This window comes from Methylobacterium sp. 190mf (assembly GCF_900107945.1).
In the GTDB taxonomy this organism is placed as follows: domain Bacteria; phylum Pseudomonadota; class Alphaproteobacteria; order Rhizobiales; family Beijerinckiaceae; genus Methylobacterium.
In genome coordinates, this window is the sequence record NZ_FNVI01000006.1 from 114658 (window position 1) to 141464 (window position 26807).

25 protein-coding genes are annotated in these 26807 nt (G+C 73.7%); 10 read left to right on the forward strand and 15 right to left on the reverse strand.

Annotated features, from left to right (window positions below; genetic code table 11):
* The first annotated feature begins 42 nt into the window (after positions 1-42).
* Positions 43-927, forward strand: coding sequence for an alpha/beta hydrolase (locus C4T42_RS09050; protein ID WP_042672765.1), 885 nt, complete (start codon positions 43-45; stop codon positions 925-927).
* Between the two features lie 281 nt (positions 928-1208).
* Entirely contained in the window at positions 1209-2423 is a 1215-nt protein-coding gene (locus tag C4T42_RS09055) for a UbiH/UbiF family hydroxylase (RefSeq protein WP_042672770.1), read from the forward strand.
* A 177-nt stretch (positions 2424-2600) separates the two neighbouring features.
* On the opposite strand, the gene C4T42_RS09060 is transcribed toward C4T42_RS09055, so the two are convergent.
* Positions 2601-2945 (reverse strand): hypothetical protein, encoded by a 345-nt coding sequence (locus C4T42_RS09060; protein ID WP_020093275.1) that lies wholly within the window; start codon positions 2943-2945, stop codon positions 2601-2603.
* Positions 2946-3106: 161 nt separating this feature from the next.
* Positions 3107-4450 carry an AMP-binding protein gene (locus C4T42_RS09065; protein ID WP_244603192.1) on the reverse strand — a complete coding sequence of 448 codons (1344 nt, stop codon included), beginning with the start codon at positions 4448-4450 and terminating at the stop codon, positions 3107-3109.
* Positions 4451-4937: 487 nt separating this feature from the next.
* On the opposite strand from C4T42_RS09065, the gene C4T42_RS09070 reads away from it, so the two are divergent.
* Positions 4938-5717 (forward strand): invasion associated locus B family protein, encoded by a 780-nt coding sequence (locus tag C4T42_RS09070; RefSeq protein ID WP_020093277.1) that lies wholly within the window; start codon positions 4938-4940, stop codon positions 5715-5717.
* Between the two features lie 89 nt (positions 5718-5806).
* On the opposite strand, the gene C4T42_RS09075 is transcribed toward C4T42_RS09070, so the two are convergent.
* Genes C4T42_RS09075 through C4T42_RS09090 form a run of 4 tightly spaced genes read right to left on the reverse strand, consistent with a single transcriptional unit; the run spans position 5807 to position 8422 of the window.
* Positions 5807-6913, reverse strand: coding sequence for a DUF4424 domain-containing protein (locus C4T42_RS09075; protein ID WP_103985012.1), 1107 nt, complete (start codon positions 6911-6913; stop codon positions 5807-5809).
* A 12-nt stretch (positions 6914-6925) separates the two neighbouring features.
* On the reverse strand, positions 6926-7264 hold the full coding sequence (hspQ, locus tag C4T42_RS09080; protein ID WP_012318638.1) for a heat shock protein HspQ: 339 nt from the start codon (positions 7262-7264) through the stop codon (positions 6926-6928).
* A 47-nt stretch (positions 7265-7311) separates the two neighbouring features.
* Positions 7312-7689 carry a hypothetical protein gene (locus tag C4T42_RS09085; protein ID WP_042672764.1) on the reverse strand — a complete coding sequence of 126 codons (378 nt, stop codon included), beginning with the start codon at positions 7687-7689 and terminating at the stop codon, positions 7312-7314.
* A gap of 10 nt (positions 7690-7699) precedes the next feature.
* Positions 7700-8422, reverse strand: a complete 723-nt coding sequence (locus C4T42_RS09090; RefSeq protein WP_020093280.1) for a DJ-1/PfpI family protein — start codon at positions 8420-8422, stop codon at positions 7700-7702.
* A 53-nt stretch (positions 8423-8475) separates the two neighbouring features.
* Between C4T42_RS09090 and C4T42_RS09095 the strand changes: the two genes are divergently transcribed.
* The gene (locus tag C4T42_RS09095; protein WP_042672762.1) at positions 8476-9459 is read left to right on the forward strand and encodes a helix-turn-helix domain-containing protein; all 984 of its coding nucleotides are present in this window, start codon (positions 8476-8478) and stop codon (positions 9457-9459) included.
* A gap of 174 nt (positions 9460-9633) precedes the next feature.
* Here C4T42_RS09095 and C4T42_RS09100 read toward each other — a convergent pair whose 3' ends face one another.
* From C4T42_RS09100 to C4T42_RS09125, 6 genes are all read right to left on the reverse strand, one after another.
* A complete protein-coding gene (locus tag C4T42_RS09100; RefSeq protein WP_042672761.1) occupies positions 9634-10683 on the reverse strand; it encodes a CoA ester lyase in 1050 nt (349 codons plus the stop codon).
* A gap of 142 nt (positions 10684-10825) precedes the next feature.
* Positions 10826-12205 (reverse strand): DUF2778 domain-containing protein, encoded by a 1380-nt coding sequence (locus tag C4T42_RS09105; protein WP_103985013.1) that lies wholly within the window; start codon positions 12203-12205, stop codon positions 10826-10828.
* 187 nt (positions 12206-12392) lie between these two features.
* On the reverse strand, positions 12393-13745 hold the full coding sequence (locus C4T42_RS09110) for an MFS transporter (RefSeq protein WP_042672758.1): 1353 nt from the start codon (positions 13743-13745) through the stop codon (positions 12393-12395).
* 65 nt (positions 13746-13810) lie between these two features.
* Positions 13811-17401, reverse strand: a complete 3591-nt coding sequence (mfd, locus tag C4T42_RS09115; RefSeq protein WP_042672757.1) for a transcription-repair coupling factor — start codon at positions 17399-17401, stop codon at positions 13811-13813.
* A gap of 380 nt (positions 17402-17781) precedes the next feature.
* Positions 17782-18012, reverse strand: a complete 231-nt coding sequence (locus tag C4T42_RS09120) for a hypothetical protein (RefSeq protein WP_020093287.1) — start codon at positions 18010-18012, stop codon at positions 17782-17784.
* A 25-nt stretch (positions 18013-18037) separates the two neighbouring features.
* Positions 18038-18334 carry a succinate dehydrogenase assembly factor 2 gene (locus C4T42_RS09125; RefSeq protein ID WP_020093288.1) on the reverse strand — a complete coding sequence of 99 codons (297 nt, stop codon included), beginning with the start codon at positions 18332-18334 and terminating at the stop codon, positions 18038-18040.
* 190 nt (positions 18335-18524) lie between these two features.
* Here C4T42_RS09125 and C4T42_RS09130 point away from each other — a divergent pair, with 190 nt between their 5' ends.
* The 3 genes from C4T42_RS09130 (at position 18525) to C4T42_RS09140 (ending at position 20438) form a co-directional block, all read left to right on the forward strand.
* A complete protein-coding gene (locus tag C4T42_RS09130) occupies positions 18525-19502 on the forward strand; it encodes a quinone oxidoreductase (protein WP_020093289.1) in 978 nt (325 codons plus the stop codon).
* Positions 19503-19511: 9 nt separating this feature from the next.
* On the forward strand, positions 19512-20138 hold the full coding sequence (gene pncA / locus C4T42_RS09135; RefSeq protein WP_103985014.1) for a bifunctional nicotinamidase/pyrazinamidase: 627 nt from the start codon (positions 19512-19514) through the stop codon (positions 20136-20138).
* A 99-nt stretch (positions 20139-20237) separates the two neighbouring features.
* Positions 20238-20438: a hypothetical protein gene (locus C4T42_RS09140; protein WP_056523028.1), complete on the forward strand. Its 201-nt coding sequence runs from the start codon at positions 20238-20240 to the stop codon at positions 20436-20438.
* A 48-nt stretch (positions 20439-20486) separates the two neighbouring features.
* On the opposite strand, the gene C4T42_RS09145 is transcribed toward C4T42_RS09140, so the two are convergent.
* The 3 genes from C4T42_RS09145 to rimO all read right to left on the reverse strand — a co-directional run bounded on the left by C4T42_RS09145 (position 20487) and on the right by rimO (position 23617).
* Positions 20487-20711, reverse strand: a complete 225-nt coding sequence (locus C4T42_RS09145) for a hypothetical protein (protein WP_091978295.1) — start codon at positions 20709-20711, stop codon at positions 20487-20489.
* 284 nt (positions 20712-20995) lie between these two features.
* Complete coding sequence (gene dinB, locus C4T42_RS09150; RefSeq protein WP_042672746.1) at positions 20996-22078, reverse strand: DNA polymerase IV; 1083 nt, start codon at positions 22076-22078, stop codon at positions 20996-20998.
* A gap of 192 nt (positions 22079-22270) precedes the next feature.
* Positions 22271-23617, reverse strand: coding sequence for a 30S ribosomal protein S12 methylthiotransferase RimO (gene rimO, locus C4T42_RS09155; protein WP_100252102.1), 1347 nt, complete (start codon positions 23615-23617; stop codon positions 22271-22273).
* Positions 23618-23974: 357 nt separating this feature from the next.
* Here rimO and pabB point away from each other — a divergent pair, with 357 nt between their 5' ends.
* From pabB to C4T42_RS09170, 3 genes are read left to right on the forward strand one after another with little or no spacing between them, the layout of a single operon-like run.
* Entirely contained in the window at positions 23975-25348 is a 1374-nt protein-coding gene (gene pabB, locus C4T42_RS09160; protein WP_103985015.1) for an aminodeoxychorismate synthase component I, read from the forward strand.
* Positions 25345-25959, forward strand: a complete 615-nt coding sequence (locus C4T42_RS09165) for an aminodeoxychorismate/anthranilate synthase component II (protein WP_042672743.1) — start codon at positions 25345-25347, stop codon at positions 25957-25959. The genes pabB and C4T42_RS09165 overlap by 4 nt, the downstream gene beginning before the upstream one ends.
* Positions 25946-26797 carry an aminotransferase class IV gene (locus C4T42_RS09170; RefSeq protein WP_103985016.1) on the forward strand — a complete coding sequence of 284 codons (852 nt, stop codon included), beginning with the start codon at positions 25946-25948 and terminating at the stop codon, positions 26795-26797. The genes C4T42_RS09165 and C4T42_RS09170 overlap by 14 nt, the downstream gene beginning before the upstream one ends.
* Positions 26798-26807 lie beyond the last annotated feature (10 nt).

The following is a 26807-nucleotide window of genomic DNA, read 5'->3' on the forward strand; positions in this document are numbered from 1 at the left end:
GCCAGTGCGGCAGGATGGAGACCGACCCCGGAGACCGAATCCATGGCCCGCGACTTCCTGCCGGGTTTCGACCGGCACCGGATCGAGACCGCGCCCGGCGTGACGATCAACGCCCGCTCGGCCGGGTCCGGGCCGCCGGTGCTGCTCCTGCACGGCCACCCGCAGACCCTGTCGACCTGGCTCCACGTCGCGCCGCGCCTCGCCGAGCGGCACGCCGTGGTGGCGATGGACCTGCGCGGCTACGGCGATTCGGCCAAGCCCCCGGGCGGCGAGCGCCACGTCGCCTATTCCAAGCGCGCCATGGCGGCCGACGCGGTGGCGGTGATGCGGGCGCTCGGCCACGAAAGGTTCGCGGTGGTCGGCCACGATCGGGGCGGGCGCGTCGCCCACCGCCTTGCCCTGGATCATGCGCAGGCCGTGGAGCGGATCGCCGTGTTCGACATCGCGCCGACCGCGACCATGTACGCGCGCACCGACAAGGATTTCGCCACGCGCTATTTCTGGTGGTTCTTCTTCATCCAGCCCTATCCCCTCCCGGAGATGCTGATCGGGGCCGATCCGGAATACTTCCTGCGCCACCACGTCGAGGGCCAGTCGAAGACCCCCGGCTCGACCCCGCCGGAGCTCTTCGCCGAGTACCTGCGCTGTTATTCCGACCCGGCGTGCCGCCACGCGATCTGCGAGGATTACCGGGCGGCCGCCGGGATCGACCTGGAGCACGACGCGGCCGATGCCGAGGTCCGGATCACCGCGCCGCTGCTGGCGCTCTGGGGCGCGAAGGGCGTAGTCGGCCGGACCTACGACGTGCTGGAGACGTGGCGCGAGAAGGCGACCGACGTCTCGGGCCGGGCGCTGGATTGCGGTCACACCCTCCAGGAGGAGCGGCCGGACGCGGTTGTCTCGGAGCTTGCGGCGTTCCTGGGTTGACGGGCTGCGGCGCCGTGGCCCCGCGTCGCCGGTCTTGGCAGATCCGCTGAAAAGCGCAGATACGAGACGTGCCGGGCTCGCGAACAGCGTCCCCGGTTGATGACTTCGACACCGCCGTCATCGCGAGCGGAGCGAAGCGACCCAGGGTGGCACCACGCTTCCTGACGTCCCGCTGCCCCGGGTCGCTCCGCTCGCGATGACGGGGCCGCGCATCAACCGGAACCTTGGGAAGCCCGACGCCACACTGTCCCGAGTGGGACGCGTCGATCGTGCAGGACACCATGCCGGAGGACACCAACACCGTCTTCGAGGTCGCCGTGGTCGGGGCCGGGGCCGCGGGGCTCGCCGCCGCCCTGGCGGTCGCCCGCGAAGGGATCCCCACGGCGCTGGTCGGGCGCCACGCCCCGGTGGCGGACGGACGGACCGTCGCGCTCCTCGACGGGTCGGTGCGCTTCCTGGACGCGATCGGCGCCTGGGAGGCGGTGGCGCCGCACGCGAGCCCGCTCTGCACGCTGCAGATCGTCGACGACACCGGCAGCCTGTTCCGGCCGCCGCCGGCGCGGTTCCGCGCCGCCGAGATCGGCCTCGACGCCTTCGGGTGGAACGTCGAGAGCGCCCGCTTGGTCGAGAGCCTGCGCGCCCGCGCCCGGGCGCAGGACAACCTCACCCTGGTCGAGGCGGACGCCGCCGGCGCCGTGCCCGGCGAGGCGGCGGCCCGCGTCGCGCTGGCGGACGGGCGTGCCGTCGAGGCCCGGCTCGTGGTGGGGGCCGACGGGGCCCGCTCGCCGCTGCGGGCCGCCAGCGGCGTCCGCGTGCGCGACTGGACCTACCCGCAGAGCGCCATCACCACGATCCTGGCCCACGCGCGCCCGCACCGCGACGTCTCCACCGAGTTCCACACCCGGTCGGGGCCCTTCACCCTGGTGCCGCTGCCCGGCGGCCACCGGTCCAGCCTCGTCTGGGTGACCGGGGAGGGGGCGGCCCGGCGGCTCGCCGCCCTCGACGACGCGGCGCTGGGGCAGGCGGTGGAGCGGCAGGCCCGGGCGATGCTCGGCGCCATGCGGGTCGACGGCCCCCGCGGCCTCGTGCCGATGCGCGGCCTCGCGGTGGCGACCCCCGTGGCCCCGCGGCTGGCGCTGATCGGGGAGGCGGCCCACGTCTTCCCGCCGATCGGCGCGCAGGGGCTCAATCTCGGCCTGCGCGACGCCGCGACCCTGCGCGACGCGGTGCTGGCCGCCGTCCGCGACCGACGCGATCCCGGCTCCCGCGCCGTGCTCGACGGCTACGCGCGGGCGCGCCGCGTCGACACGGCCGCGCGCACCGCCGCGGTCGATCTCCTCAATCGCAGCCTGCTCACCGACCTGCTGCCGGTCGACGCGCTGCGCGGTCTCGGCCTGCTGGCGATGACGCAGCTCGGACCGCTGCGGCGCCTGGTGATGCGGGAGGGCGTGCTGCCCCGGATCGGCGCGCCGGAGCTGATGCGCGCGGCGCGCTAGGACCGTTCCCGATCGTCTCGCGCCAGCGGCGCCCCCTTTCCCGCGCGGGAGAGGGGACCCGCGCCTCGTGCGGCACCGGCAGTGACAGGGAGCGGTCGGACGGCGCTTCCCGGAGGCGGCCTCAGTCCCGGCGCGAGCGCCCGGACGCCGCGACCTCGGCGCGCGCCGGAGGGGGCCTCAGAGATCCGGCTGGGCGGCGACGTAGGCGCCGAGCCGGGTCGCGAGATCGACCGGGCCGCCGCCTCGGGCCTCGCCCGAATCACCGATGAGGATCACCGGGATGCCGCGCTCGCGCAGCTGGCCGCGGAGGCGGGCCGCGCGGCGGGCGTAGGCGGGATTCCGGCGGGTGGGCGCCTGGAGCAGCACGGCCGCCGGACGGGCGATCACGGTCAGGACGTCGTCGGCCGCCTCCATCGAGGCGGTCACGCTCGCGTATCCGAGGCTGGCCAGCTCGCCCGAGAGGGACCGGTCCACGGCGCGGACGCCGTCGTCGACCACGAGCACTTGTTGCAGCGCACCCATAAGCTTGAGCGGTACTCCATCCCGGACGGCTTGGAAAGATAGCCGTCACGACAATCCGATGCAGAACCCGCGAAGAGGCGGATCGGATCCGTCGGTTCGTGTGCAGATGCGAGATTATCCGCGCCGCCTGAGTGCCGGATGAACCGGCGATCGTCCGCCGTTCAGGCGGAGGGGACGGTCGCGACGGTGGCGGCGATCGCCGCGACCGCCCCGTTCGCGCCCCCGTCCGCGCGCCCGTCCGCGCGGAGCGGGCGGAAGCCCGTGCTTCGCCACGCCAGGGGGTCCGTCGCCGGGATCGCGCCGCGGGTGAGCGGGGAGGCCGCGCAGGCCGCCCCCCGGCAGGCGAGGTCGCCGTCGGCGCCGGCGGCGAGGTCCAGGAGGTCGCGGGGCAGGAAGGCCTGCCCGGGCTCGGCCAGGGTCGCGGCGAGGTCGTCCGGGCCGGGGCGGGTCAGCACGAGCGCCTCACCCAGGACCAGCGAATCGAGGCGCTGCGGGCCCGCGGGCCCGGCGCCCCGCGGGGTCAGCCGGGCGGGCGCGCGGTGGACCACGTCGAGGACCCGGACGGTCCAGGGCAGCGGCAGGGCGGCGAGGGCCGATTCGACCCGCGCCGGGACCACCAGCCGGGTCGGAACCGGCCGCAGCAGGGCGGCGCGGAACCCGGTCTCGTCGAAGGGCAGAACGGTCTCTAGGCCGGCGCCGGCCGCCAGGGCGGTGCCCAGGCCGGTCACGAGGCCGCGCAGGTCGTGGCCGGGCAGGAGCGTCAGGACCCGCTCGTCCGCGGTCAGGGGCAGCGCGTCGAGATGGGCGGCGACCGCCGCCGCCAGCGCCGCGGCGGTGCGGTAGACCGGCCGGCCGGGATCGCCGCCCGCGAAGGTGACGAGGCCGCGGCCCGGCGCCGGCTCGACCACGCCCCGCTCCAGGGCCATCGCGTCGAGGCTGATCACGCCGTCCGGCACGCTCGGGCCGAAGGCCGCGAGGTAGCGCAGGGCGAAATGGCGCATGGCCGCGCGGGTGAGGTCCTCGGCGGGCCGGCGCGCGCCGCGGCGGCCCTCCGTCAGCACGGCCACGAGGCCCGCGGCCTCGATCCCGGCGGAGAGCTCCGCCTCGTCCCAGAGGGCGGGCATCGCGCAGGGCAGGTGGCCGGCCGCCTCGACGGCGAGGTGGGCGAGGGCCGATTCGGCACCGCCCGAATACCACAGCCCGATCCGGCTGCCGGCCGGGAGCCGCCACGCGGCGATCCCGCGGGCGAGCCGCCCGACGATCTCGGCGGCGGCCGCGTAGGTCCAGGTGATGGACGGGCGCCCGCACCACGCGACCCGGTCCCCCGAATCACGCAGGAGGGTGCGCTGCGGGCCCGCCAGGGCGGCGGCGAACAGGCGGGTCGCGAGACCGTCGGACAGGCGTCCGGACAGGACTCCGGACAGGCCGTCGGGCGCATCCTCGGATCGCGCGGACGCGTCCGGTGCGGCGTCTTCCGCCCACTCCGCCACCGCCAACGCGCTCAAACCCGCCGCCCCCGCCGATCCTGCAGAACGCCTATCATCTCGGCCCGACAGGGTTAACCGACCGCTAAGAGCGGCCGCGCCGCCGATCGCTGCCGATCGCTGCCGGAGGGCGTCCGGAAGGCCTTCGGCGGCGTCCGGCGGCGCGGCCCGATCACGCGCTCGTGCCTCGCGGCCGCGCAACGTCGCGCTTGCGGCCGGGCGGATGGGAGCCTATCGGGGGCCGGGCGCGGTCGGGACGGTTGCGACAGCTTCCCCGGCCGCGGTGTCATGCCTTCGCCTCATTCGAGGGGAAAGGCAGGCCGCCCGGTCGCCGGGGAGAGGGATGCGCGCAGACGGCGCCCGTCCCGCCCGATGGCCGGACCGATTCATCCGGAGTTCCGGGCGGCGCGCCAACGCGGCGGGCAGCCGGACGCTCCGGCGGACCTGCCGCCAGGCCGGCTCCGCATCCTGCCAGCCACACCACGTCTCTTCCAAGGGGTCAGAGCCGATGTCCTTCACCCGCACCGCGACGCTCGCCCGCGCCGCCCTCCTCGGCCTCGCGGGCCTCGGTCTCGCGGCCGCGCCGGCCCTGGCGCAGCCGAAGAAGCCCGCCGCGCCCGCGCCGGCCGCCCCGGCGCCGACCGCCCCGGGCACCCCCGCGGCCAACACCCCGGCCGCCCAGACGGGCCCGCAGATCGTCGCGGTGAAGTCCGAGCCGAGCCAGGCCGACTGGACCAAGGTCTGCGGCAAGGACCAGGGTTCGGGCACCGACATCTGCTACACGACCCGCGACTTCGTGTCCGACCAGGGCCAGCCGGTGCTGGCCGTGGCGGTCTACGAGATGAAGAACGCCGCCCAGAAGCAGGAGGTGCGCGTGGTGCGCTACCTGCTGCCGCTCGGCCTGCTGCTGCAGCCGGGCATCCGCTTCAGCGTCGACGGCCAGGCGGCGACCGCCGGCCGCTTCGCGGTCTGCTTCCCGAACGGCTGCTTCGCCGAGGCCGGCGGTGTCGATGCCGGCGTGATCGCCGCGATGAAGAAGGGCACGACCCTGAACGTCTCGGTCCAGAACCAGACCCAGCGCGAGGTCACCTTCGCGGTGCCGCTGGCCGGCTTCGGCAAGGCCTTCGACGGCCCGGCCATCGACCCGAAGGTCCTCGAGGAACAGCAGAAGAAGCTCCAGGCGGAGCTGGAGAAGCGCTCCGAGGATATGCGCAAGAAGCTCGAGCAGCAGCAGGGCGCCGCCCCGGCCGCCGGCGCGGCTCCGGCGCCGGCCCCGGCCGCCAAGTAAGCGCCATCGACCCGCCGCGCGGCGGGTCCGTACCGGGGGCCGGGCCGCGAGGTCCGGCCCTTCGCGTTCGAGCCGCCCGGCGACGAGACCTAACGCGTCCCCGGGGTCGCCGAAGCCGGCTGGACGATCAGCACGCGTAGGTCCTGGTCGGGCACGTAGTCCCGGGCCTCCCAGCGGAACGTGGTCGGCCCGGTCTTCCGGATGTCCGTGCGGCAGAAGCTGACGACCGCCTCCGGGCTGCCCTTGTCGACCGTCAGGGTGAAGCGCCCGATCGGCGCGGCCCAGTTGCGCGCCGTGGTGACGATGTAGGGCACCACGGTCGCCCGCAGGGAGCCGCCGGGATCCGGCGCCTTCGCGTGCAGGCGCCGGATCGCCGCGAGCCCCCCCTCGTCCAGGCAGTAGGTCGCCCGGTAGGCCGCGCGGGACGCCGCCTTCGGCTCGAGCAGGTGGAAACCGGTCACCGGCGCGTAGCTGTGCGCGATGCGGACCTCCTGCCCGGGCGGGAAGGTCTGGAGCCAGTGGAACTTGGCCTCGCCGCGCCACAGCCCCTCGGTCATCCGGTCCGGCGTGTCGGGGACGTCGGGGAAGAGCCCGGCCTTGACCAGCGCGGCCCATTCGGGCGCGCCGATCCGCTTGGCCGCCGCGCTGATCGCCTCGAAGCGCAGCGGGTTCAGCGGCAGGCCGTGACGGCGCAGCAGGTCCGTCACCTCGCGCTCGCCCACGAAGGCGCGCTCCTCCAGCTCGGGCTCGAGGGGCTTGCCGTCCACCGTGACGGTGAAGCCGACGAAGTTCGGGCTGTCGGGCCGGGGCAGCGCCAGGGCCGAGAAGCTGAGTTCCCGCCCGTCGATCGGCGGCAGCGGGAAGGCGATCCGGACCGTGCGCGCCTCCTGAACCTGATTGCGGAACAGGTAGGACACGTCGATCCGATCGCGGGCGATCGACAGGTCCTCGCTCACCAGCGCGATCCCGGGCTCGCGCCGCAGGACGAGGCCGCCGGCATCGAGTTCGGCCGCGCTGTCGTTGGCGCGCGCCGTGCCCGTGAGCAGGCCAGCGAGCAGGCCAGCGCGCAGGCCACCGCGCAGGCCACCGCGCAGGAACGCGGCGGCGAAGCGGGGTTTGGCGACTATCGGGCGGGCTCGTCCGACGGCACGGGCCGTCGCGGCAGACGAGCGCCCGCCGCTTGCCAGGACCTTCACGAACAGGGCGCCTCAGTTCGTGGCGCGGTCGCGCATCCGGTACGCGCCGGCGGCGTCGCGCTCGAACATCTCGGCGATGCCGGCGTGGCGCAGGGCCTCGCCCGACGTGTCGGGCAGGAGGTTCTGTTCCGACACGTAGGCCACGTACTCGGTCTCGGCGTTCTCGGCGAGCAGGTGGTAGAACGGCTGGTCCTTGCGCGGCCGGACCTCCTCGGGGATCGACAGCCACCATTCCTCGGTGTTGTCGAACACCGGGTCGACGTCGAACACGACGCCCCGGAACGGGTAGATCCGGTGGCGCACCACGGCGCCGATCGCGAATTTCGCGGTTCTCAGTGTTACGTCCGACATGGTTCAACCCGTCCAGATCGGACAGATAGGTCCGATGACGGATCGTGTCACCCGGTCGCCGCGGAAGTCGGCGTTTCCGCGGCGCGGGCCAAGCGGTCCCGGACGGCGATCGCCTCCGGCAGCGGCCGCCACGGGACGGTCATCTCGGCGATGCGCCCGGCCGCGTCGAGGCGCCGCTCATCCATCCCGTCGAGCCGGTGCGGGCCGGCCGCCGCGCCGAAGAAGGCGGCGACGTGCGCGGGGCCTTCCAGGATCGCGCGGCTCTCGAAGGCGTCGACCACCGGCCGGATCGCCGCCGTCCCGCGCACGGGCTCGGCGGCGAGCGGGGTGTTGAGCACGCCCCCCTCGGCCATCTGCGCCAGCATGGCGTCCCGGTCCTTCGCCGCCAGGACGGCCGCGAAGGCGCGAACGCGGGTCAGGTCCATCGGAGGTCTCCTACGGGATCCGGATGCCGAGCTCGGTCGCGATCGCCCGGGCGGTGGCCTCGCGCCGGGCCGTGATGTCGGCCGCCGCCGCCCGCACCCGCGCCACGGTGTCCGGGGAGGCCGTGTGGGGCGTGCCGCTGTCGAAAGGGGGCTCGGGGGCGTACTGGATCCCGAGCTGGATGGTCCGGGCGGCCTCCTCGCCGCGCAGCGCGGCGGCGAGCTGCAGCGCCCCGTCGATGCCCGCGGTGACGCCGGCCGCGAACACCCAGGTGCGCCCGTCCGCGTCGCGGTCGATCACCACGCGCGCGTCCACCGGCTCGGCGCCGAAGAACGGCAGCAGGTGCACGGCGTTCCAGTAGGTCGTGGCCCGCCGCCCGACCAGCAGGCCGGCCGCGCCGAGGATCAGGGCGCCGGTGCAGACCGAGAGGACGTGGCCGGCCCCGGCCGCCTGGTCGCGGATCCAGCCGAGCACGGCCGGGTCCCGCATCAGGGCCTCCTGGCCCGTGCCGCCCGGGACGTGCAGCACGTCGAGCCGCGGGGCTTCCGCGAGCGTGGCATCCGGCAGCATCCGGAGGCCGCGGACGTCGCGGACGGGCTCCGGGCCCGGCGCGTAGACCCGGTAGGTGCTGTTGGGCACCCGGGACAGGACCTCGAACGGGCCGGTGAGGTCGATCTGGTCCAGCCCCTCGAACAGGAGCGAGCCGATCTGCAGGTGGGTGTCGGGCGGGATCATGCCGGGCCTCCGTGGTGGACAGGGTGATCCTAGCGCGTCAGGATCTGGCCGAAATGCCAAAGAGCCCTCGTTTCTCGCCAGATCCGCCGCGCCCGGTCGAGGTGCTGGCCTTCCCGTCGGTGCAGCTCCTCGACGTGGCCGGGCCGCTCCAGGTCTTCGCCACCGCCAACGAGCACGGCGGCGCCGGGATGCCCTACGCGCCGCGGGTGATCGCGGCCGGCGACCCGGGGCTCACCGCCTCGGCGGGCCTGCGGCTGGTCGCCGACCCATTGCCGGAACCCGACGCGCCGGTGGACACGCTGGTGATCGCGGGCGGCCCCGGCGTCGTCGCGGCCTGCGACGACGCCGCCCTGGTGGCCTGGGTGCGGGCCCGGGCGGGCCGGGCCCGCCGGGTCGCTTCGGTCTGCACCGGCGCGTTCCTGCTCGGGGCGGCGGGGCTCCTCGACGGGCGGCGGGCCGTGACCCACTGGAAGCATTGCGGGGCGCTCGCCGCCCGCTACCGGCGCGCCCGGATCGAGCCCGACCCGATCTTCGTGCGCGACGGCCCGGTCTGGTCCTCGGCGGGGGTGACGGCGGGCATCGACCTGGCCCTGGCGCTGGTCGAGGAGGATCTCGGCCGCGCGACCGCGCTGACGGTGGCGCGCCACCTCGTGATGTTCCTCAAGCGCCCCGGCGGGCAGGCGCAGTTCAGCGCGGCGCTGGCGCTGCAGGCGGGCGAGGAGCGGTTCGGGCGGCTCCACGCCTACATCGCCGACAACCTGTCCGGCGACCTGTCGCTGCCGGCGCTCGCCGCGGCGGCCGGGATGAGCGCGCGCAGCCTGAGCCGGCACTATCACGCGGCGACCGGTCTGACCCCGGCCAGGGCCGTGGAGCGCCTGCGGGTGGAGGCGGCGCGGCGCGCGCTGGCCGAGACGGCGCAACCGGTCAAGCGCGTCGCCCGGACCTGCGGCTTCGGCTCCGAGGAGACGATGCGGCGCAGCTTCCTGCGGCACGTCGCGGCGACACCGCAGGAGTACCGGGCGCGGTTCGGCGGGTGAGGGGGGACTAGAGCCGTATCCGACCATGTTGCAACGGTCGGGAAGGACGGCGAGCCCGGTCTCGCCATTCGCTCCAGGCCCCCTCTCCCGCACGGGAGAGGGGGCCCGCGCCTCGTTTCGTCGCCGCGGCGCCGCGCACGACGCCCGAGTCCGGGAGCCCGAACGGCAACCCGCTCACCCCAGCTTGTACACTGCCGCCAGCTCCGGGTCCTTCGCGGCCACGAGCTTCGCCAGGTCCACGATGACCTTGGCCTGCTTCCAGGTGGCGTCGTCCTGCATCTTGCCGTCGAGCATCACGGCGCCGGTGCCGTCCGGCATGGCCTCGACGATCCGGGCCGCGAAGGCGACCTCGGCCGGGTCCGGCGCGAAGACCCGCTTGGCGATCGCCACCTGGCTCGGGTGCAGCGTCCAGGCGCCGGCGCAGCCCATCAGGAAGGCGTTGCGGAACTGCGCCTCGCAGGCGTCGCCGTCGGAGAAGTCGCCGAACGGGCCGTAGAAGGCCTTGATGCCGTTGGCCATGCAGGCGTCGACCATCCTGGCGATGGTGTAGTGCCAGAGATCCTGCTGGGCGGTGGCGCGGGGGGCATCGCCGGAGGGATCGCTGAGCACCCGGTAATCCGGGTGGCCGCCACCGACCCGGGTGGTCTTCATGCCGCGCGACGCCGCGAGGTCCGCCGGCCCGAGGCTCATGCCGTGCATCCGCGGCGAGGCCGACGCGATCGCGTCGACGTTGGCGACGCCCTCGGCGGTCTCCAGGATCGCGTGGACCAGGATCGGCTTCGTCACCCCGTGGCGCGCCTCGAGCTGGGCGAGCAGCTGGTCGACGTAGTGGATGTCCCACGGTCCCTCGACCTTGGGCACCATCACGACGTCGAGCTTGTCGCCGACCTCGGCCACGATCGTGAACAGGTCGTCCAAGATCCAGGGCGAGTTGAGGGCGTTGATCCGGGTCCAGAGGCCGGTGCCGGTGGCGGCGAAATCGGTGGCCTGGGCCATGGCGACGAAGCCCTTGCGGGCCGCCTCCTTCTGGTCGGCCGGGACCGCGTCCTCCAGGTTGCCCAGCACCACGTCGACGGTCCCGGCGAGGTCCGGCACGCGGGCGCGGACCTTGTCGTTGTGGGGCGGCACGAAGTGGATCATCCGCTCCAGCCGCACCGGCAGTTCGCGGAACGGTGCCGGCGCGCCGGTGGCGAGGGGCTGGAAGAAGCGGCGGGGCAGTTTCATCGGGTGCCTCTTGTCAGGGCTGGCGTCTGAGCCCCGTTAAGGCAGCTTGGGCGGGCGCGTAAAGCCGCGCCGCGCGGAAGTGATCTCGGACTTTCGTGACGCTCGGGCTTCCGGCCCGGCGCGCCGCAGGGCCCGCGGAGCCTCAGCCCCGACCGCCCCGGCGCCCGGCGAGGCCGATCCGGTTGAGGATGCCGCCGCCGTCGCCGCTGCCGGCCACCACCACGAGGCGCCGGACCTCGCCCCGCAGGAAGGCCTGCAGGAAGCGGTTGTAGTCGCGGAACGAGACGCAGCCGTTCGAGGCGCCGGGCTGCCGCAGCATGTAGGTGTGGGCCAGCAGGCCGTCGCGGCCGTGGATCGCGGCGCTGCCGCCCACCGGGTTGAGCCGGATCGCCCGGACCCCGTGGAACAGGCGCTCGCGCTCGGTCAGCGTGTAGGTGCCGGGCGGGGTCGAGCCGCGCATGCGCAGGTGGACGTAGCGCGGGTTGTCCATGTGCTCGCCGAGGCCGGAATGGGCCTCCAGCACCTCGCCGGAGGGCAGCGTCACCGTGCGGGCGGTGATGTCGTAGACGGCCGTTCCGGCCACCGAATCGGGCTCCGGGCTGATCCGGGTGCGCGGCGCCTCCTGCGGCAGGGCGTCCGGGCTGGCATAGGCCAGCGCCTGACGGGGCTCCTGGCGGCTGTCCTGGCGGCTGTCCTGAGACGGCGCCGCGGCGCCGACGCCGAACAGCTTCTCGAAGAAGGACGGCTCCTCGGCCATCGCGGCGCGGAACACGTCGCGGGTCCGGGGCAGGGCGCGGCTCGCCACCCGCGCGGGCGGCGCCGGTGCGCGCCGCAGCTCGGGCGGGCGGGCCACCGGCAGCGGCACGAGGGCGGGAACGGGGGCGGGTGCGAGGGCGGCGGGCGTGGGCTCGGCCGCGGCCATCCGGACCGGCGCCCCCGTCCCCGTCTCGCCGGTCCTCTCGCCGGTCCTGTCCGCGACTCTCTCGGCGACTTTTTCTGCAGCTTTGGCCTGGGCCATCCGGACCTGGGCGGCCCGCGCCCGCTCCGCCTGCGCGACCTGCCGGGCGATCTCCCGGACCGCCGGGGACGGGGCGGCGGCGGCGACCTGGAAGCCGGCGACCGGCGGGGTTTCGCCCCCGAAGGCCGTGGCGGTGCCGGCGCCCAGCGCCGGGCTCCGGTCGAGCATCCAGGCGAGGCTCGGCCGCGGCGCCGCCGCGGCCTGCGGGACCGGGACGGCGGCCGGCCCGGCCGCCGCGACGGACTCCGCCTCGGGGCGGGCCGGCCCCTGCGGGTGGCTGAACACGGCCCAGCCGGCGAGGCTCACGCCGGTGAGAGCGATGAGCGTCGTCAGCCGGGCGCGGCGACGGGCGCGCCGCATGGCGCTCGGGTAGGGCGCCCGGGTGCGGACGACCGGGTCGTAGGCGGTCTCGACGTAGCTGGGGCGCGGGGGCGCCGGTCGCCGGGATTCCGCGCTCGGATACGCGGTCTGGAACGCGGCGAGGGACAACGCAGCCTGGGCCATTCGGGAACTCGCGTACGCGCTTCCCCTGGGCAGCCGCCGCCGTTCGTCCGCGAGAGCCGTTCTCGCGCACGTGGCCCGGGTCACCCGTCTGGGGAGGACATCAACCGTCCACCCCATTAAGCCGTGCTGTGGTTAATCCCCGCTAAAGAGACAGTTTCCGCGGGCGTTCCCGTGTTGGGACACAGCCTCAGGTGGCCCGATTCGGCGCGTCCCCGGCCGCGTCGGCCGCCGGCTCCATCGGCCCGTGCCGGCGCGCGACCAGTAGGCAGAGCAGGGCCACCGGCACGCCGATGAGGGACGTGCCGACGAAGAACCACGTGAACCCGGTCCACTCGATCACGAAGCCCGAGAACCCCGCGAGCAGGCTGCCGGGCAGGGCGCAGAGCGAGGTCAGCAGGGCGTACTGGCTCGCCGCGTGGGCGGTGGCCGAGAGCCGCGACATGTAGGTGATCAGCACGATCGACGCGAAGGCGTAGGCGAAGCCGTCGATCCCGACGGTCAGCGCGAAGGTCCAGAACGCCGCGCCGCCGTGGCCGCCGTGCCAGGCGAGGTAGGCCAGCGCGAGGTGGGAGGCCGAGGCCGTCACGGTGCCGATGAGCAGGCTCGCCATCATGCCGATCCGCGGGATGATGGCGCTCGCCAGGAAGGTGCCCCCGAGCGCGATCCAGAAGCCGAACAGCTTCGTCACCGTCGCGATGTCGGTGTTGGTGTAGCCGAGCGTCTTGAACAGCGGGATCGCCATGGCGTTCGAGACGTAGCCGGGCATCCGGAAGCCCGCGACCAGCGCCAGCACCGGCAGGGCGAGCGGCCCGAGCCGGGCGAGGAGGTCGCGGATCGGCGCCCAGACGGTCTCGACGAAGCCGCCGGTGGCGGGGGTCTCGGGGACGGGGGGTTCGGGCGCCAGCAGGGCCGCGACCGTGCCGGGCGCCATGAGCGCGGCCATGCACAGGTAGGCCACGCGCCAGCCATACGCGTCGGACAGGTAGAGCGCGCCGGCGCCGGCCGCGAGGTTGCCGATCCGGAAGCCGACCTCGGCCCAGGACGACATCAGCGCCTGCTGCTCGGGCGGCGCGGCGGTGATGCGCCAGCCGTCGATCACCACGTCCTGGGTGGCGCCCGCGACGCCGAGCGCCAGGGAGAACGCCACCGTCCAGGCGAGCCAGTGGGCCGGGTCGCCGAAGGCGACGCCCGCCAGCGCCAGGGCGACGAGGATCTGCGTGGCGACGATCCAGCCGCGGCGCCGCCCGAGCCAGCGGCCGATGAGCGGCGCGTCGTGGCGGTCGAGGAAGGGGGCCCAGAGGAACTTGAGCTTGTAGGCGATGGTGAGCTCGCTCATCAGCCCGATCGTGGCGAGCGGCACCTTCGCCTGGACGAGCCACGCCGACTGCGTCGCGTAGACGAGCAGGAACGGGATACCCTGCGCGAAGCCGAGCCCCAGCACCGCGGCGACGCGCCGGTCGGTGAACAGGGGCGTGAGGAAGGCGCCCGGCGCGGCCTTCACCGGCTCGGGCGCGCCGGTGATCGGCGCCGGGTCTGCCATCCACGCGTCTCCTCAAGCCGCCCCGCAGGATGAGGGGTCTCGCCGGGGCGCGACGCCCCCGCCCCTCACGCCGCCTTCTTCCCCCGCTCGGCGATCTTCACGAGACTGCGCAGCACCTCGGTAGCGGTCTTGAGCCGGGCCGGGATCGTGTTCAGCTCGCGCACGAACACCACGCTCATGTCGGGCCGCACCTTCGCGAACGACGCCTGCTCGGCGACGAAGGCCACGAGCCCCTGCGGGTTGGCGTACGACCGGTCGCGGAAATGGACCACCACGCCCTTCGGCCCGGCCTCGACCTTCTCGACGTTGGCCTTGAGGCAGAGGATCTTGATCGTGCCGATCTTGAGGAGCTGCTCCACCTCCGGCGGCAGCGGCCCGAACCGGTCGATCAGCTCGGCACCGAAGCTCTCCATCTCGGCATCGTCCTGGATGGTGGCGAGCCGCCGGTAGAGCGCCAGCCGGACGCCCAGATCCTCGACGTAATCCTCCGGGATCGTCACGGGCGCGCCCAGCGCGATGGTCGGCGACCACGCCTCCTCGGGCACGTCCTCGATGCCGGCCTTGAGCGCGGTGACCGCGTCCTCCAGCATCTGCTGGTAGAGCTCGTAGCCGACCTCCTTGATGTGGCCGGACTGCGCGTCGCCGAGCAGGTTGCCGGCGCCGCGGATGTCGAGGTCGTGGGAGGCGAGCTGGAAGCCCGCGCCCAACGTGTCGAGGCTCTGGAGCACCTTGAGGCGCTGCTCTGCCTGGGCGGTGAGCTGGCGGTTCGCCGGCGTCGTGAACAGCGCGTAGGCGCGCGCCTTCGAGCGCCCGACCCGGCCGCGCAGCTGGTAGAGCTGCGCGAGGCCGAACATGTCGGCCCGGTGGACGATCAGCGTGTTGGCGGTGGGGATGTCGAGGCCCGATTCCACGATCGTGGTCGAGAGCAGGACGTCGAACTTGCCCTCGTAGAAGGCCGTCATCACGTCCTCGAGCTGGCCGGCCGCCATCTGGCCGTGGGCGACCGCGACCTTGATCTCGGGCATCTCGGCGTCGAGGAATTTCTTGACCTCGGCCAGATCCTCGATCCGCGGCACGACGTAGAAGGACTGGCCGCCGCGGTAGCGCTCGCGCAGCAGGGCCTCGCGGATGGTCAGCGGGTCGAACGGCGTCACGAAGGTGCGCACCACCAGCCGGTCGACCGGCGGGGTGGCGATGATCGAGAGCTCGCGAACCCCCGTCATGGCGAGCTGGAGCGTGCGCGGGATCGGCGTCGCCGAGAGCGTCAGCACGTGGACGTCCGCCTGGAGCGCCTTCAGCCGCTCCTTGTGGGCGACGCCGAAATGCTGCTCCTCGTCCACGATGATCAGGCCGAGATCCTTGAAGGCGATGTTCTTCGCCAAGAGGGCGTGGGTGCCGACCACGATGTCGACCGTGCCGGCGATGAGCCCGGCGCGGGTCTGCTTCATCTCCCCCGCCGAGACGAAGCGGGAGAGCTGCGCCACCTGGACCGGCAGCCCTTTGAAGCGCTCGGCGAAGGTCCGGTAGTGCTGGCGGGCCAGCAGCGTGGTCGGGACGATCACCGCCACCTGCTTGCCGGAGATCGCCGCCGCGAAGGCGGCGCGGAGCGCCACCTCGGTCTTGCCGAAGCCGACATCGCCGCAGACCAGCCGGTCCATCGGGCGGCCGGCATTGAGGTCGTCCAGCACCGCGTCGATGGCGTTGGCCTGATCCTCGGTCTCCTCGAACGGGAAGCGGGCGGCGAACTCGCCGTAGAGCCCCTCGGGCGCCTGCAGGGACGGGGCCTTCCGGACGAAGCGCTGGGCCGCGACCTTGATCAGCTCGCCCGCCATCTCGAGGATGCGGCGCTTCATCTTGGCCTTGCGGGCCTGCCACGCGCCGCCGCCGAGCCGGTCGAGGGCGACCTCGGAATCCTCCGAGCCGTAGCGGGTCAGGAGCTCGATATTCTCCACCGGCAGGAGCAGCAGGCCGCCGGTGTATTGCAGCTCCAGGCAATCGTGCGGGGCGCCGGCGGCGTGGATCGTCTTGAGGCCCACGAACCGGCCGATGCCGTGGTCGGCGTGGACCACGAGGTCGCCGGGCTGGAGCGCCTGCACCTCCAGGATCACGTCCTGGGGCCGCTTGGCCTTGCGCTTCTGGCGGACCAGCCTGTCGCCCAGGATATCGCCCTCGGAGACGACGGCGAGTTCGCCCGCGGTGAAGCCCGCCTCCAGGCCCCAGACGGCCACGGCCGCGTCGGTTCCGCGCTTGAGCGCGTAGACGTCGGTGAGCCGGGTGATCGCCACGGGCTTCCTCAGGCCGTGGTCGGTGAGCACGCCGCAGAGCCGGTCGCGGGACCCGTCGGACCAGGCTCCCAGGATCACGTGATGACCGGATCCCTGGAGATCGCGGATATGCGCCACCGCGGCGTCGAACACGCTGGCATTCTCGTCGGCCCGCTCGGGGGCGAAGCTCCGTCCGGCCTTGGCGCCGCAATCGATCACCGCGCGCTCGAACGATTCGGGCTGCGCGAACGGGGTCAGCCGCGCCACGGTGGCGGTGCCGATCCGCTCCTTCAGCTCGTTCGGCGTCAGGTAGAGGGCGCGGGGCGGCAGGGGCTTGTAGGGGGCGACGCCGGGCTGCGGCGTCTTCATCGCGCCCTCGCGGGCCTGGTAATAGTCCTGGACGAGCGCGATCCGCTCGGCGGCGGCGTCCTCCACCTGCGGGTCGAAGACCAGCGGCACGCCGCCGAGGTAGTCGAACAGCGTGTCGAGGTGGTCGTAGAACAGCGGCATCCAGTGCTCGAGGCCGGCGTAGCGCCGCCCCTCGCTCACCGTCTCGTAGAGCCGGTCGTCCCGGGTCGCCGCCCCGAAGCTCTGGATGTAGTTCTGGCGGAAGCGGCGGATGGTCTCCGTGGTGAGCTGGACCTCGCTCATCGGCATCAGGTCGAGCGAGCGGAGCTGCCCGGTTGTGCGCTGCGTCTCCGGGTCGAAGGCGCGGATCGATTCCAGCGTGTCGCCGAAGAAGTCGAGGCGGATCGGGGCCGGCAGGCCGGGGGGCGACAGGTCGAGGATGCCGCCGCGAACCGCGTACTCGCCGGTGTCGCGCACCGTCCCGGTGCGCAGGAAGCCGTTGGCCTCGACCCAGGCCACCACGTCGTCCATCGACACGACGTTGCCGATCGCCGCCGAGAACGCCTCCTTGGCGATGTGGGCGCGGGGCGGGACCCGCTGCACCAGGGCGTTGACCGTGGTGCAGAGGATGCGCGGGCGGTCCTCGGCCGAGCGGGTGCGGGCGAGGCGGGCGAGCGCCGTCATCCGGGCGGCGGCGACCGCCGTCGTCGGCGAGACCCGGTCGTAGGGCTGGCAGTCCCAGGCCGGCAGGCTCATCACGTCCATCTCGGGCGCGACGAAGCCGAGGGCCGCCTGGAAGGCCGCCGAGCGCCCGGAATCGCGCGCCACGTGGACCAGCACCGCCGGCGCGTCGACGGTGGGCGCCAGGGCGCGGGCGAGGTCGGCGAGCGCCAGCGCGTCGAAGCCCTCCGGGGCGTTCGCCAGGACCGGGCTGTCGCCGCGCTTGAGGGCGTCGATCGCCCGGGCGAGCGCGGAGGATTTCGGCAGCGCGAAGCGCGCGACCTGCGGCTTGGCGGCGGGGGGCTTCGGCTGAGGCTTGGCCATCGGGTCTTTCGCGGGAAATCCCGCCGGGCGCGTCAGGGGAGGAGGTCGGGTGGCGTTAGCCGATCGGGCCGCCGCGATAAAGCGTCCCCGCGGTCACGGCTGAACGCATCCTATATGGCGGTTCTGCCGCGGCATGGAACGGCTGTTCGGCCGCGCTTCGGGGACACGCGCGGCCCGGCCCAGAGCACCTTGCGGATCGCCTCTCCCAGGGGGAAGAGCCGGCCCCATCGTCTTTGCGAGCGCAGCGAAGCGATCCAGCGGCGCCGCACCTTCGGAATTCGCGCTGCCCTGGGTCACGTCGCTGCGCTCGTGATGACGGAGCGGGTCGCATCGGCCGAGCTTTTCGATCGGATGCGACGGAAGCCCGCGGCTTACGCCCCTCAGGCGTCCGGCCCGACGATCTCCGCCAGCGCCGCCTCGACCCGGCCGCGGAAGAAGTCCGCGTTGGGCATGTGCTCGGTCATCGCGGCGGCGCGCGCCGTCGCCTGCCGCAGGATCTCGGCGCGGAGCGCCGGATCGGAGCGCTCCATCATCTCCAGCATGATGCGCACCACCAGCTCGGTGGCGATCGACCGGGCCGGGTGGTCGTAGTTGGGCTTCGGTTCGTCCATCGCGGGCTCTCTCGACCGGTCGCTCTCAGGAGTGGATCGGCGCGTCGTGCCGGTGGAACGCCCGCACCCGCCGCCAGACCGACGTGTCGTAGTTCGTGGGCGTCTCGACCTCGCCGGTCAGCCACTTGAACAGGTCGCGGTCCGGCACCTCGATCAGCGCCTCGAACTGGTCGAGCTCCGCTTCCGAGAGGTCGCCGATCTCGGCATCGGCGAAGCGGCCCATGATCAGGTCCATCTCGCGGATGCCCCGGTGCCAGGCGCGGTAGAGGAGGCGGCGGCGGCGCGGATCGAGGTCGGCGCTCGTGCGGGTGGTGCCGGACATGGATGTCGGACCTCGGCTCAGGGAATGGCAGGGCCTAGATAGGCGTCCGGGTCCGGCGGATCCAGAACGGGGCCGCGGCCGGGCGGGTTACAACCGGGGCGCGAGAGGCCAAAAACGAATTGCCTCCGGCGGGCGGTCCGTTATCTCGGGCTGCAACGCCCCGGACGGGGCGGCGAGCGGGAGTCCAACGATGCCGAAGGCGATCCGGGTCTACGAGTACGGCGGTCCCGAGGTGATGCGCTTCGAGGACGTGCCCCTGGCCGAGCCGGGCCCCGGGCAGATCCGGGTCAGGCAGGCCGCCATCGGCGTCAACTTCATCGACATCTACTTCCGCACCGGCGCCTACAAGTCCCCGCACATGCCCTACACCCCCGGCAAGGAGGGCGCCGGCACCGTCACGGCGGTGGGCGAGGGCGTGACCCAGTTCAAGGCCGGCGACCGGGTCGCCTACGGCTCGGTGGCGGACGGCTGCTACGCCGAGGAGCCGGTGATCCCGGCCTCGGCGGCCGTGCCGATCCCCGACGGGGTCGACGAGAAGACCGCCGCCGCCATGATGCTCAAGGGCCTGACCGTCGAGTACCTGCTGCACCGGACCTACGCGGTGAAGCCCGGCGACACGATCCTGTGGCAGGCCGCCGCCGGCGGCGTCGGCCTGATCGCGTGCCAGTGGGCCAAGCACCTCGGCGCCACCGTGATCGGCACCGCCGGCAGCCCCGAGAAGGCGGAGCTCGCCAAGCAGAACGGCTGCGACCACGTCATCCTCTACCGCGAGGAGGACGTGGCCAAGCGCGTGCGCGAGATCACCGGCGGCAAGGGCGTGCCGGTGGTCTACGACGGCGTCGGGCAGGCGACCCTGATGGGCTCCCTGGACAGCCTCGCGCCGCTCGGCCTGCTGGCGAGCTTCGGCTCGGCCTCCGGGGCGATCACCGGGCTCGACCTCGGCCTGCTGGCCCCGCGCGGCTCGCTCTACGTGACGCGCCCGACGCTCGCGACCTTCTCGTCGAACCGCGCCACCCTGGAGGAGGCGGCCGCCCGCCTGTTCAAGGTGGTCCGCGACGGCGCGGTGAAGATCGCGGTCAACGCCACCTACCCGCTGGCCGAGGCGCAGCAGGTGCACCGCGACCTCGCGGGCCGGGAGACCACCGGCTCGATCGTGATGCTGCCGTAGGGACCGACCGTGACGCCCGGCAACGCCGACCTGCTCCTCGTCGTCGACGTGCAGGTCGACTTCCTGCCGGGCGGGGCGCTCCCCGTCCCGGGGGGCGACGCGGTGATCGGCCCGATCAACCACCTCCAGCACCGCTTCCGGCACGTGGTGCTGATGCAGGACTGGCATCCGGCCGATCACGTCTCCTTCGCCGAGACCCATCCGGGGCGGGCCCCGTTCGAGACCGTGACGCTGCCCTACGGGCCGCAGGTGCTGTGGCCGCGCCACTGCGTCCAGGGCAGCCCCGGGGCCGCCTTCGCGCCGGACCTCGCCACCGACCGGGCGAGCCTGGTGGTGCGCAAGGGGCTGGATCCGCGGGTCGACAGCTACTCGGCCTTCCTGGAAGCCGACCGGGCCACGCGCACCGGCCTCGCCGGGGCGCTCCGGGAGCGCGGCATCACCCGCGTCGCCGTGTGCGGCCTCGCCACCGATTTCTGCGTCGCCTGGAGCGCGCTCGACGCGCGCGACGCGGGGTTCGACGTCCTCGTGGTGGCGGACGCGGTGCGCGGGATCGACGTGGACGGGTCGCTCGCGCGGGCCTGGGCGCGGATGGAGGCGGCGGGCGTCCGCCGGATCGCCGCGGCGGAGATCGGCTGAGGGCGTGCGGGGACCGGGAGGCGAACCGCCGCACGCCGCGCGGGAGACCGGCCCCGCGCCGACGCGTTGGCCCGACATCAGCATCCGACAGGAGCCTGCATGTCATCCAAGCACCCGAAGACCGACACGCCCACGGACGCCGACCTCAAGGGCAATCCCGGGATCGGCACCTCGAAGGGGATGAGCGGCGCCGACCCGGCGGATCTGCAGGCGGATTCGACCTTCGAGGGCGACGTCGACAACGAGACGAAGCTCGACGGCGGCGTCGACCCCGACCACCGGCCGCGCAAGAACGCGTGACCGAGAACGCGTGACCGGATGCCCGGGCCGGTGCGGCCCGGGTCGATCTCAGCGACTGCGCGCCGGCGCCTTCGGCCGCTGCGGTGCGGGGGCCGCGGGCCTGGCGCTCGGGCCGCCTGCCGGAACGTAGACCTGGGCCGGGCTCGCGGTGTAGCCCCGGAGCTGGGCCGCGTTGGCGGCCCCGAAAGCGGATGTGCCGTCCGCGCGGGCGGCGCCCGCCGCGAGGGCCGATAGAAGCGCGGCGGCCAGGGCCAGGCGGGCGTGCTTCGGCATCGACAGGGTCCTTGTGTTCGCGCGGGCTCGAGAAACCCTGATCCAGACCGGATCGCTCCGCTCTGCGATCGACCCGGCCTTCCCGACGTGCGGAACCGCACAGGCGCCGTGTCGTGCATGACGGCGGCGGCTCTATCACTTTCCGGTTGATCGCTTCCCAACCGTCGTCGTTGCGAGTGGAGCGAGGCGATCCAGGGCAGCGCCACGCTGACCGATGTCCTGCTGCCCGGGGCCACTTCGCTGCGCCCGTGATGACGGAGCGTGGGCCTGCCCCGGAGGCCGTGTCAGAGCGCCAGCCCGAGCTGGAGCGGCGCCTCGGGCGCGTCCTGCGCGAAGCCCGACAGCGACACCCCGATCAGCCGCGCGCTCCGGCGCAGGGGGAACAGGCCGGCGAGCAGGTCGAGGCCGATCCGCTCCAGGGCGGCCCGGTCGGCCACCGGCACGGCGAGGGACTTCGCCCGGGTGACCTGCGCGAAATCCGAGAACTTGAGCTTCAGGGTCACGGTCCGGGCGCGCATGCCCTTGGCGTCGGCGCCCGCCCAGACCTTGTCGAACAGCGGCGCCAGCCGGGCGGCCAGGACCTCGAAGGCGGCCGTGTCGTCCGAGAAGGTGGTCTCGGCGCCGATCGACTTGCGCACCCGGTGGGCGCGCACCGGCCGCGCGTCGATGCCCCGGGCGACCGCGTGGTAGTAGGCGCCCGCGGAGCCGAAGGTCTCGCGCAGGCGCTCCGGCGTCCAGGCGCGCAGATCCGCCCCGGTCTCGATCCCGAGCCGCTTCATCTTCGCCTCGGTGACCGGGCCGACGCCGTGGAACCGGCCGATCGGCAGCGCCGCCACGAAGTCCGGCCCCATGGCGGGGGTGATGACGAACAGGGCGTCGGGCTTGCGGTGGTCGGACGCCACCTTGGCGAGGAACTTGTTGTACGAGACCCCGGCCGAGGCGATGAGCCCGGTGCGCTCCAGGATCTCGGCCCGGATCGCCTTCGCCACGGCCGTCGCCGTCGGGAGGCCCTGGAGGTTCTCGGTGACGTCGAGATAGGCCTCGTCGAGGGCCACCGGCTCGATGATGGCCGTGTGCCGGGCGAAGACCGCCCGGATCTCCTCGGAGACCGCCCGGTAGACCTCGAAGCGCGGCTTCACGAACAGCAGGTCCGGGCACAGCCGCCGCGCGGTGGCCGACGGCATGGCGGAGCGGACACCGAATTTTCGGGCCTCGTAGCTCGCAGCGGCCACCACCCCGCGCTCCCGGGAGCCGCCCACCGCCAGCGGCCGGCCGCGCAGCGACGGGTCGTCGCGCTGCTCCACGGAGGCGTAGAACGCATCCATGTCGATGTGGATGATCTTTCGGAGCGCGACCTCCGGATCCATCGCCGCCTCGGGTCCCGACCAAGTTCCTGATCTGTTCCGAAAGACCGCGCGGGGCGGGCGGGGTCAAGCCGCGCCGGACGCGGCGTCAACAGGAGTCCGGTCCGCGCCCGTCATCGCGAGCGCAGCGCGACGTTCCCGAGCGCAGCGCATCCCTGGATTGCTTCGCTGCGCTCGCAAAAACGGGGTCTGCCGTCAGGCGACGCTGCCGTAGAGGTCGTAGGCCTCGGCCCGGTCGATCTTCACCGTGACGATGTCGCCGACCCGCACCGGGCGCCGGAACGCGGCGTGGACATTGCCGTCGATCTCCGGCGCGTCGGCCTTGGACCGGCCCCGCGCCACCCCGCCCTCGACGGAATCGACGATGACTGGCAGCCGCTTGCCGACCTTGGCCCGCTGCAGCCGGAGCGCGATGCCGTTCTGGGTCTCCATGAACCGGCGCTTGCGCTCGGCCTTCACCGCCGGCGGCACGAGGTCGCCCAGCGCGTTGGCGGTGGCGCCGGCCACCGGCTCGTACTCGAAGCAGCCGACCCGATCGAGCTTGGCCTCCTGCAGCCAAGCGAGCAGCTCCTCGAACTCGGCCTCGGTCTCGCCGGGGAAGCCGACGATGAAGGTCGAGCGGATCGCGAGGTCCGGGCAGGTCTGCCGCCAGCTGCGGATCCGGTCGAGCTGGCGCTCCTGATTGCCGGGGCGGCGCATGCGCTTGAGCACGGAGGGGCTCGCGTGCTGGAGCGGCATGTCGAGGTAGGGCAGCACCTTGCCCTCGGCCATCAGCGGGATGACCTCGTCCACGTGCGGGTAGGGGTAGACGTAGTGCAACCGCACCCAGGCGCCGAGCTCGCCGAGTTCCTTGGTCAGGTCGTAGAACTTCGCCCGGACCTGCCGGTCGCGCCACGGGCTCTCGCTGTAGCGGATGTCGACGCCGTAGGCGCTGGTGTCCTGGCTGACGACCAGCAGCTCCTTCACGCCGGCCTTCACCAGCTTCTCGGCCTCGCGCAGCACGTCGGCGGCGGGGCGGCTGACGAGGTTCCCGCGCAAGCTCGGGATGATGCAGAAGCTGCAGCGGTTGCTGCACCCCTCCGAGATCTTCAGGTAGGCGTAGTGGCGCGGGGTGAGCTTGATCCCCTGCGGCGGCACGAGGTCGAGGAACGGGTCGTGGGCCGGCGGCACCGCCTCGTGGACGGCCGCCACCACCGACTCGTAGGCCTGGGGCCCGGTCACCGCCAGGAGGTCGGGGTACTTCTCGCGGATCTCCTCCGGCTGCGCGCCCATGCAGCCGGTGACGATGACGCGGCCGTTCTCCGCCATGGCCTCGCCGATGGCCGAGAGCGACTCCGCCTTGGCGGAATCGAGGAAGCCGCAGGTGTTGACGATCACCACGTCGGCGCCGTCGTGCCGCCGGGCCAGCTCGTAGCCCTCGGCGCGCAGATGGGTGAGGATCCGCTCGGAATCGACCAGCGCCTTCGGGCAGCCCAGCGAGACGAACGAGATTTTCGGGGCGGCGCCGGGAGCGGGGCCGCGGGGAGCGGGCGTGGCGGTCATGGCATTCGGGTCGGATAGTCCGGCGGGGCGATCGGCCGCCCGGCGCGCGGGACCAAGAATTCGGGGTCGCGCTCCTATACAGGCTCCCGCGCCTCCGCGCGAGGCCGGCCGCCGCAGGGGTGCCCGGCCCTGCGCGCGAGCCTGAGCCCTGACAAAGATCCTATCGCTACGGCAAAGCTTTGCGGCCGGTTCCTCAGACCCCACATCAGGATTGGGCGGCGCGGCCCTGCGCCCCGGACACGGCCCGCCCGCGCGCGGCGGCGGGGCCTGCGTGGAACTGCCGCTTCCCCCGCGGCATCGCCTGTGCGACGGCAGCGCACGACGCACAGCTCGAGGATGGCGGCCCCGAACCCGGTCATGTGGACCCGAGAGATCCCCTTCATCGATCCCGTCGCGGCGGCAGCGCGGCTGCGCGCCCTGCCCGGGCTCGCCTTCCTCGACAGCGCCATGCGGCACGACCCGCTGGGGCGGCACTCGATCGTGGCCGCCGACCCGTTCGCGCGGTTCCGCTACCGCGACGGGCGCGCGACCCTCGACGGGAGGCCGGTGGCGGGCGGCCCGATGGCCGCGCTCCGGGCCTGCCTCGAACCCTACCGGCTCGAGGCAGGCCCGGAGCCGTTCCCCGGCGGGGCGATCGGGTACCTCGCCTACGACCTCGGCGCGGCGCTGGAGCGGGTGGCGCCGCCCGCCCGGCGGGCGGGGCTCACCGACGACATCGCGCTGAACCTCTACGACACCGCGCTGGTCGTCGACCACGCCGTCGGCACGGGCCGGCTCGTCGCCACGGGTTTCCCCGAGACCGCGCCGGACGCGCGGCGGGCCCGCGCGGAGGCGCGGCTCGCCCGCTTCGCCGACCTGCTCGGCGGCGCGGAGCCGCCGGTCCCGGCCCCCGCCCGGCCGGCCCAGCCGCTCGCGTGGCGCTCGAACTTCGACCGCCAAAGCTATGAGGAAGCAGTCGAAAAGGTCCGCGCCTATATCCGGGCCGGCGACATCTACCAGGCCAACATCGCCCAGCGCTTCGTCGCCGACCTGCCGGCCGGCTTCGACCCGTTCGCCCTCTACCGGCGGCTGCGCGAGACCAACCCGGCGACCTTCGGGGCCTACCTGGAACAGGAGGGCCTGACCGTCGCCTCGTCCTCGCCGGAGCGGTTCATCCGCCTCGACGGGCGGCACGTGGAGACGCGCCCGATCAAGGGCACCGCCCGCCGCCTCGACGACCCGGCGGCCGACCGGGCGGCGGCCGAGGCGCTCCAGGCCAGCGTCAAGGAGCGGGCCGAGAACGTCATGATCGTCGACCTGCTGCGCAACGACCTGTCGCGGGTCTGCCGGCCGGGCAGCGTCGCCGTGCCGACCCTGTGCGGCCTGGAGACCTACGCCAACGTCCACCATCTGGTGTCAGTGGTGACCGGCGACCTCCGCGACGGGCTCGACGCCCTCGACCTCCTGGAAGGGACCTTCCCGGGCGGCTCGATCACGGGCGCGCCGAAGATCCGCGCCATGGACATCATCACGGAGATCGAGGGCGACGCGCGGGAACTCTACTGCGGCGCCATCGGCCGGATCGGCTTCGACGGGGCGCTCGACACGTCGATCGCGATCCGCACCGTGTTCATGGACGACCGGCAGGCGGTCCTGCAGGCCGGGGGCGGGGTGACGCTGCTGTCGGAGCCCGGCCCGGAATACGACGAGACCCTGGCCAAGGCCGCCCGCGTGTTCGAGGCCTTCGCATGATCCTCGTCCTCGACAATTACGACTCGTTCGTCTTCAACGTCGTCCGTTACCTGGAGGAGCTCGGCGAGACGGTCCGGGTCGTGCGCAACGACGCGCTGGACGTCCCCGGCATCCGGGCGCTGGAGCCGGAGGCCCTGGTGGTCTCGCCCGGGCCCTGCACCCCCGCGGAGGCCGGGATCTCCCTGCCGGCGATCCGCGACCTGTCGGGCGCGGTGCCGATCCTCGGCGTCTGCCTCGGCCATCAGGCGATCGGCGCGGCCTTCGGCGGCACGGTCGCGCGGGCACAGCGCCCCCTCCACGGGCAGATGACGCCGATCGCCCATACCGGCGAGCGCCTGTTTTCCGGAATCCCGGCGCCGATGCCGGTCGGGCGCTACCACTCGCTGGTCGTGAATCCCGGCCCCGACATGGAAAGACACCTCTCGGTCGACGCGGTCTCGCAGGAGGGGGAGGTGATGGCGCTGTCGCACCGGACCCACCCGACCTACGGCATCCAGTTCCACCCGGAATCGGTCCTGACCGAGGGCGGCCACGCCCTGTTCGCCAATTTCCTGGATCTCGCCCGCGCGTGGCGGGAGAGGCCGGAGGGGCGCCGCGATGCTGTGGCGTGACGGGGCGCTTCTGCCCGGAACCACGGCTCCGCTCGACCACACCGACCGCGGCCTGACGCTCGGCGACGGCCTGTTCGACACCGCACTGGCGCTCGGCGGCCGCGTCGCCTTCGAGGACGCCCATATCGCCCGGCTCGTGGCCTCCGCGGAGACGCTGGGGATCCCCGCCGAACCCGAGCGGATCCGTGCGGCCATGCGGGACCTCGCGGGTCAGGGGGAGCGGCTCGCGATCCGGACCACGCTGACGCGCGGCTCCGGCCCGCGCGGCCTGAGGCCGCCGGACGCGCCGAACCCGACCCTGTTCGCCACCGCGGCCGCGAGCGCCAGGGCCGCGTCCTTCGCGCCCCTGCGCCTGTGGCCGACGGCCATCGCCCGCAACGACACCTCCCCCGCCGCCCGCCTGAAGACGCTGGGCTATCTCGACGCGGTGCTGGCCGCCCGCGAGGCCGCCGCCGCGGGGTTCGACGAGGCGCTGTTCCGCAACACCCGGGGCCGCGTCGCCTGCGCGGGCACCGGCAATCTCTTCGCCCTGTTCGGCGCCAATCTGGTGACGCCCCCGCTCGGGGACGGCGTGCTCGCCGGCATCGTGCGGGCGGAGGTGCTGGGTCTCGCCGCCGGATGCGGGCTGCGGGCCGAGGAACGGTCGCTCGGCCTGCCCGATCTCCTCGGCGCGGAGGCCGTGTTCCTGACCAACTCCCTGCGGCTCCTGGCCCCCGTGACGGCCATCGGCGACACGGCCTTCCCGGGCGCCGGCCATCCGGCGGTGACCCGCCTCGTGGCGGCCCTGCGCGCCCGCCTGGCGCAGGCCTGCGGCGTCACGGAGGACGCGGTCGCGTGACCGAGGGAGC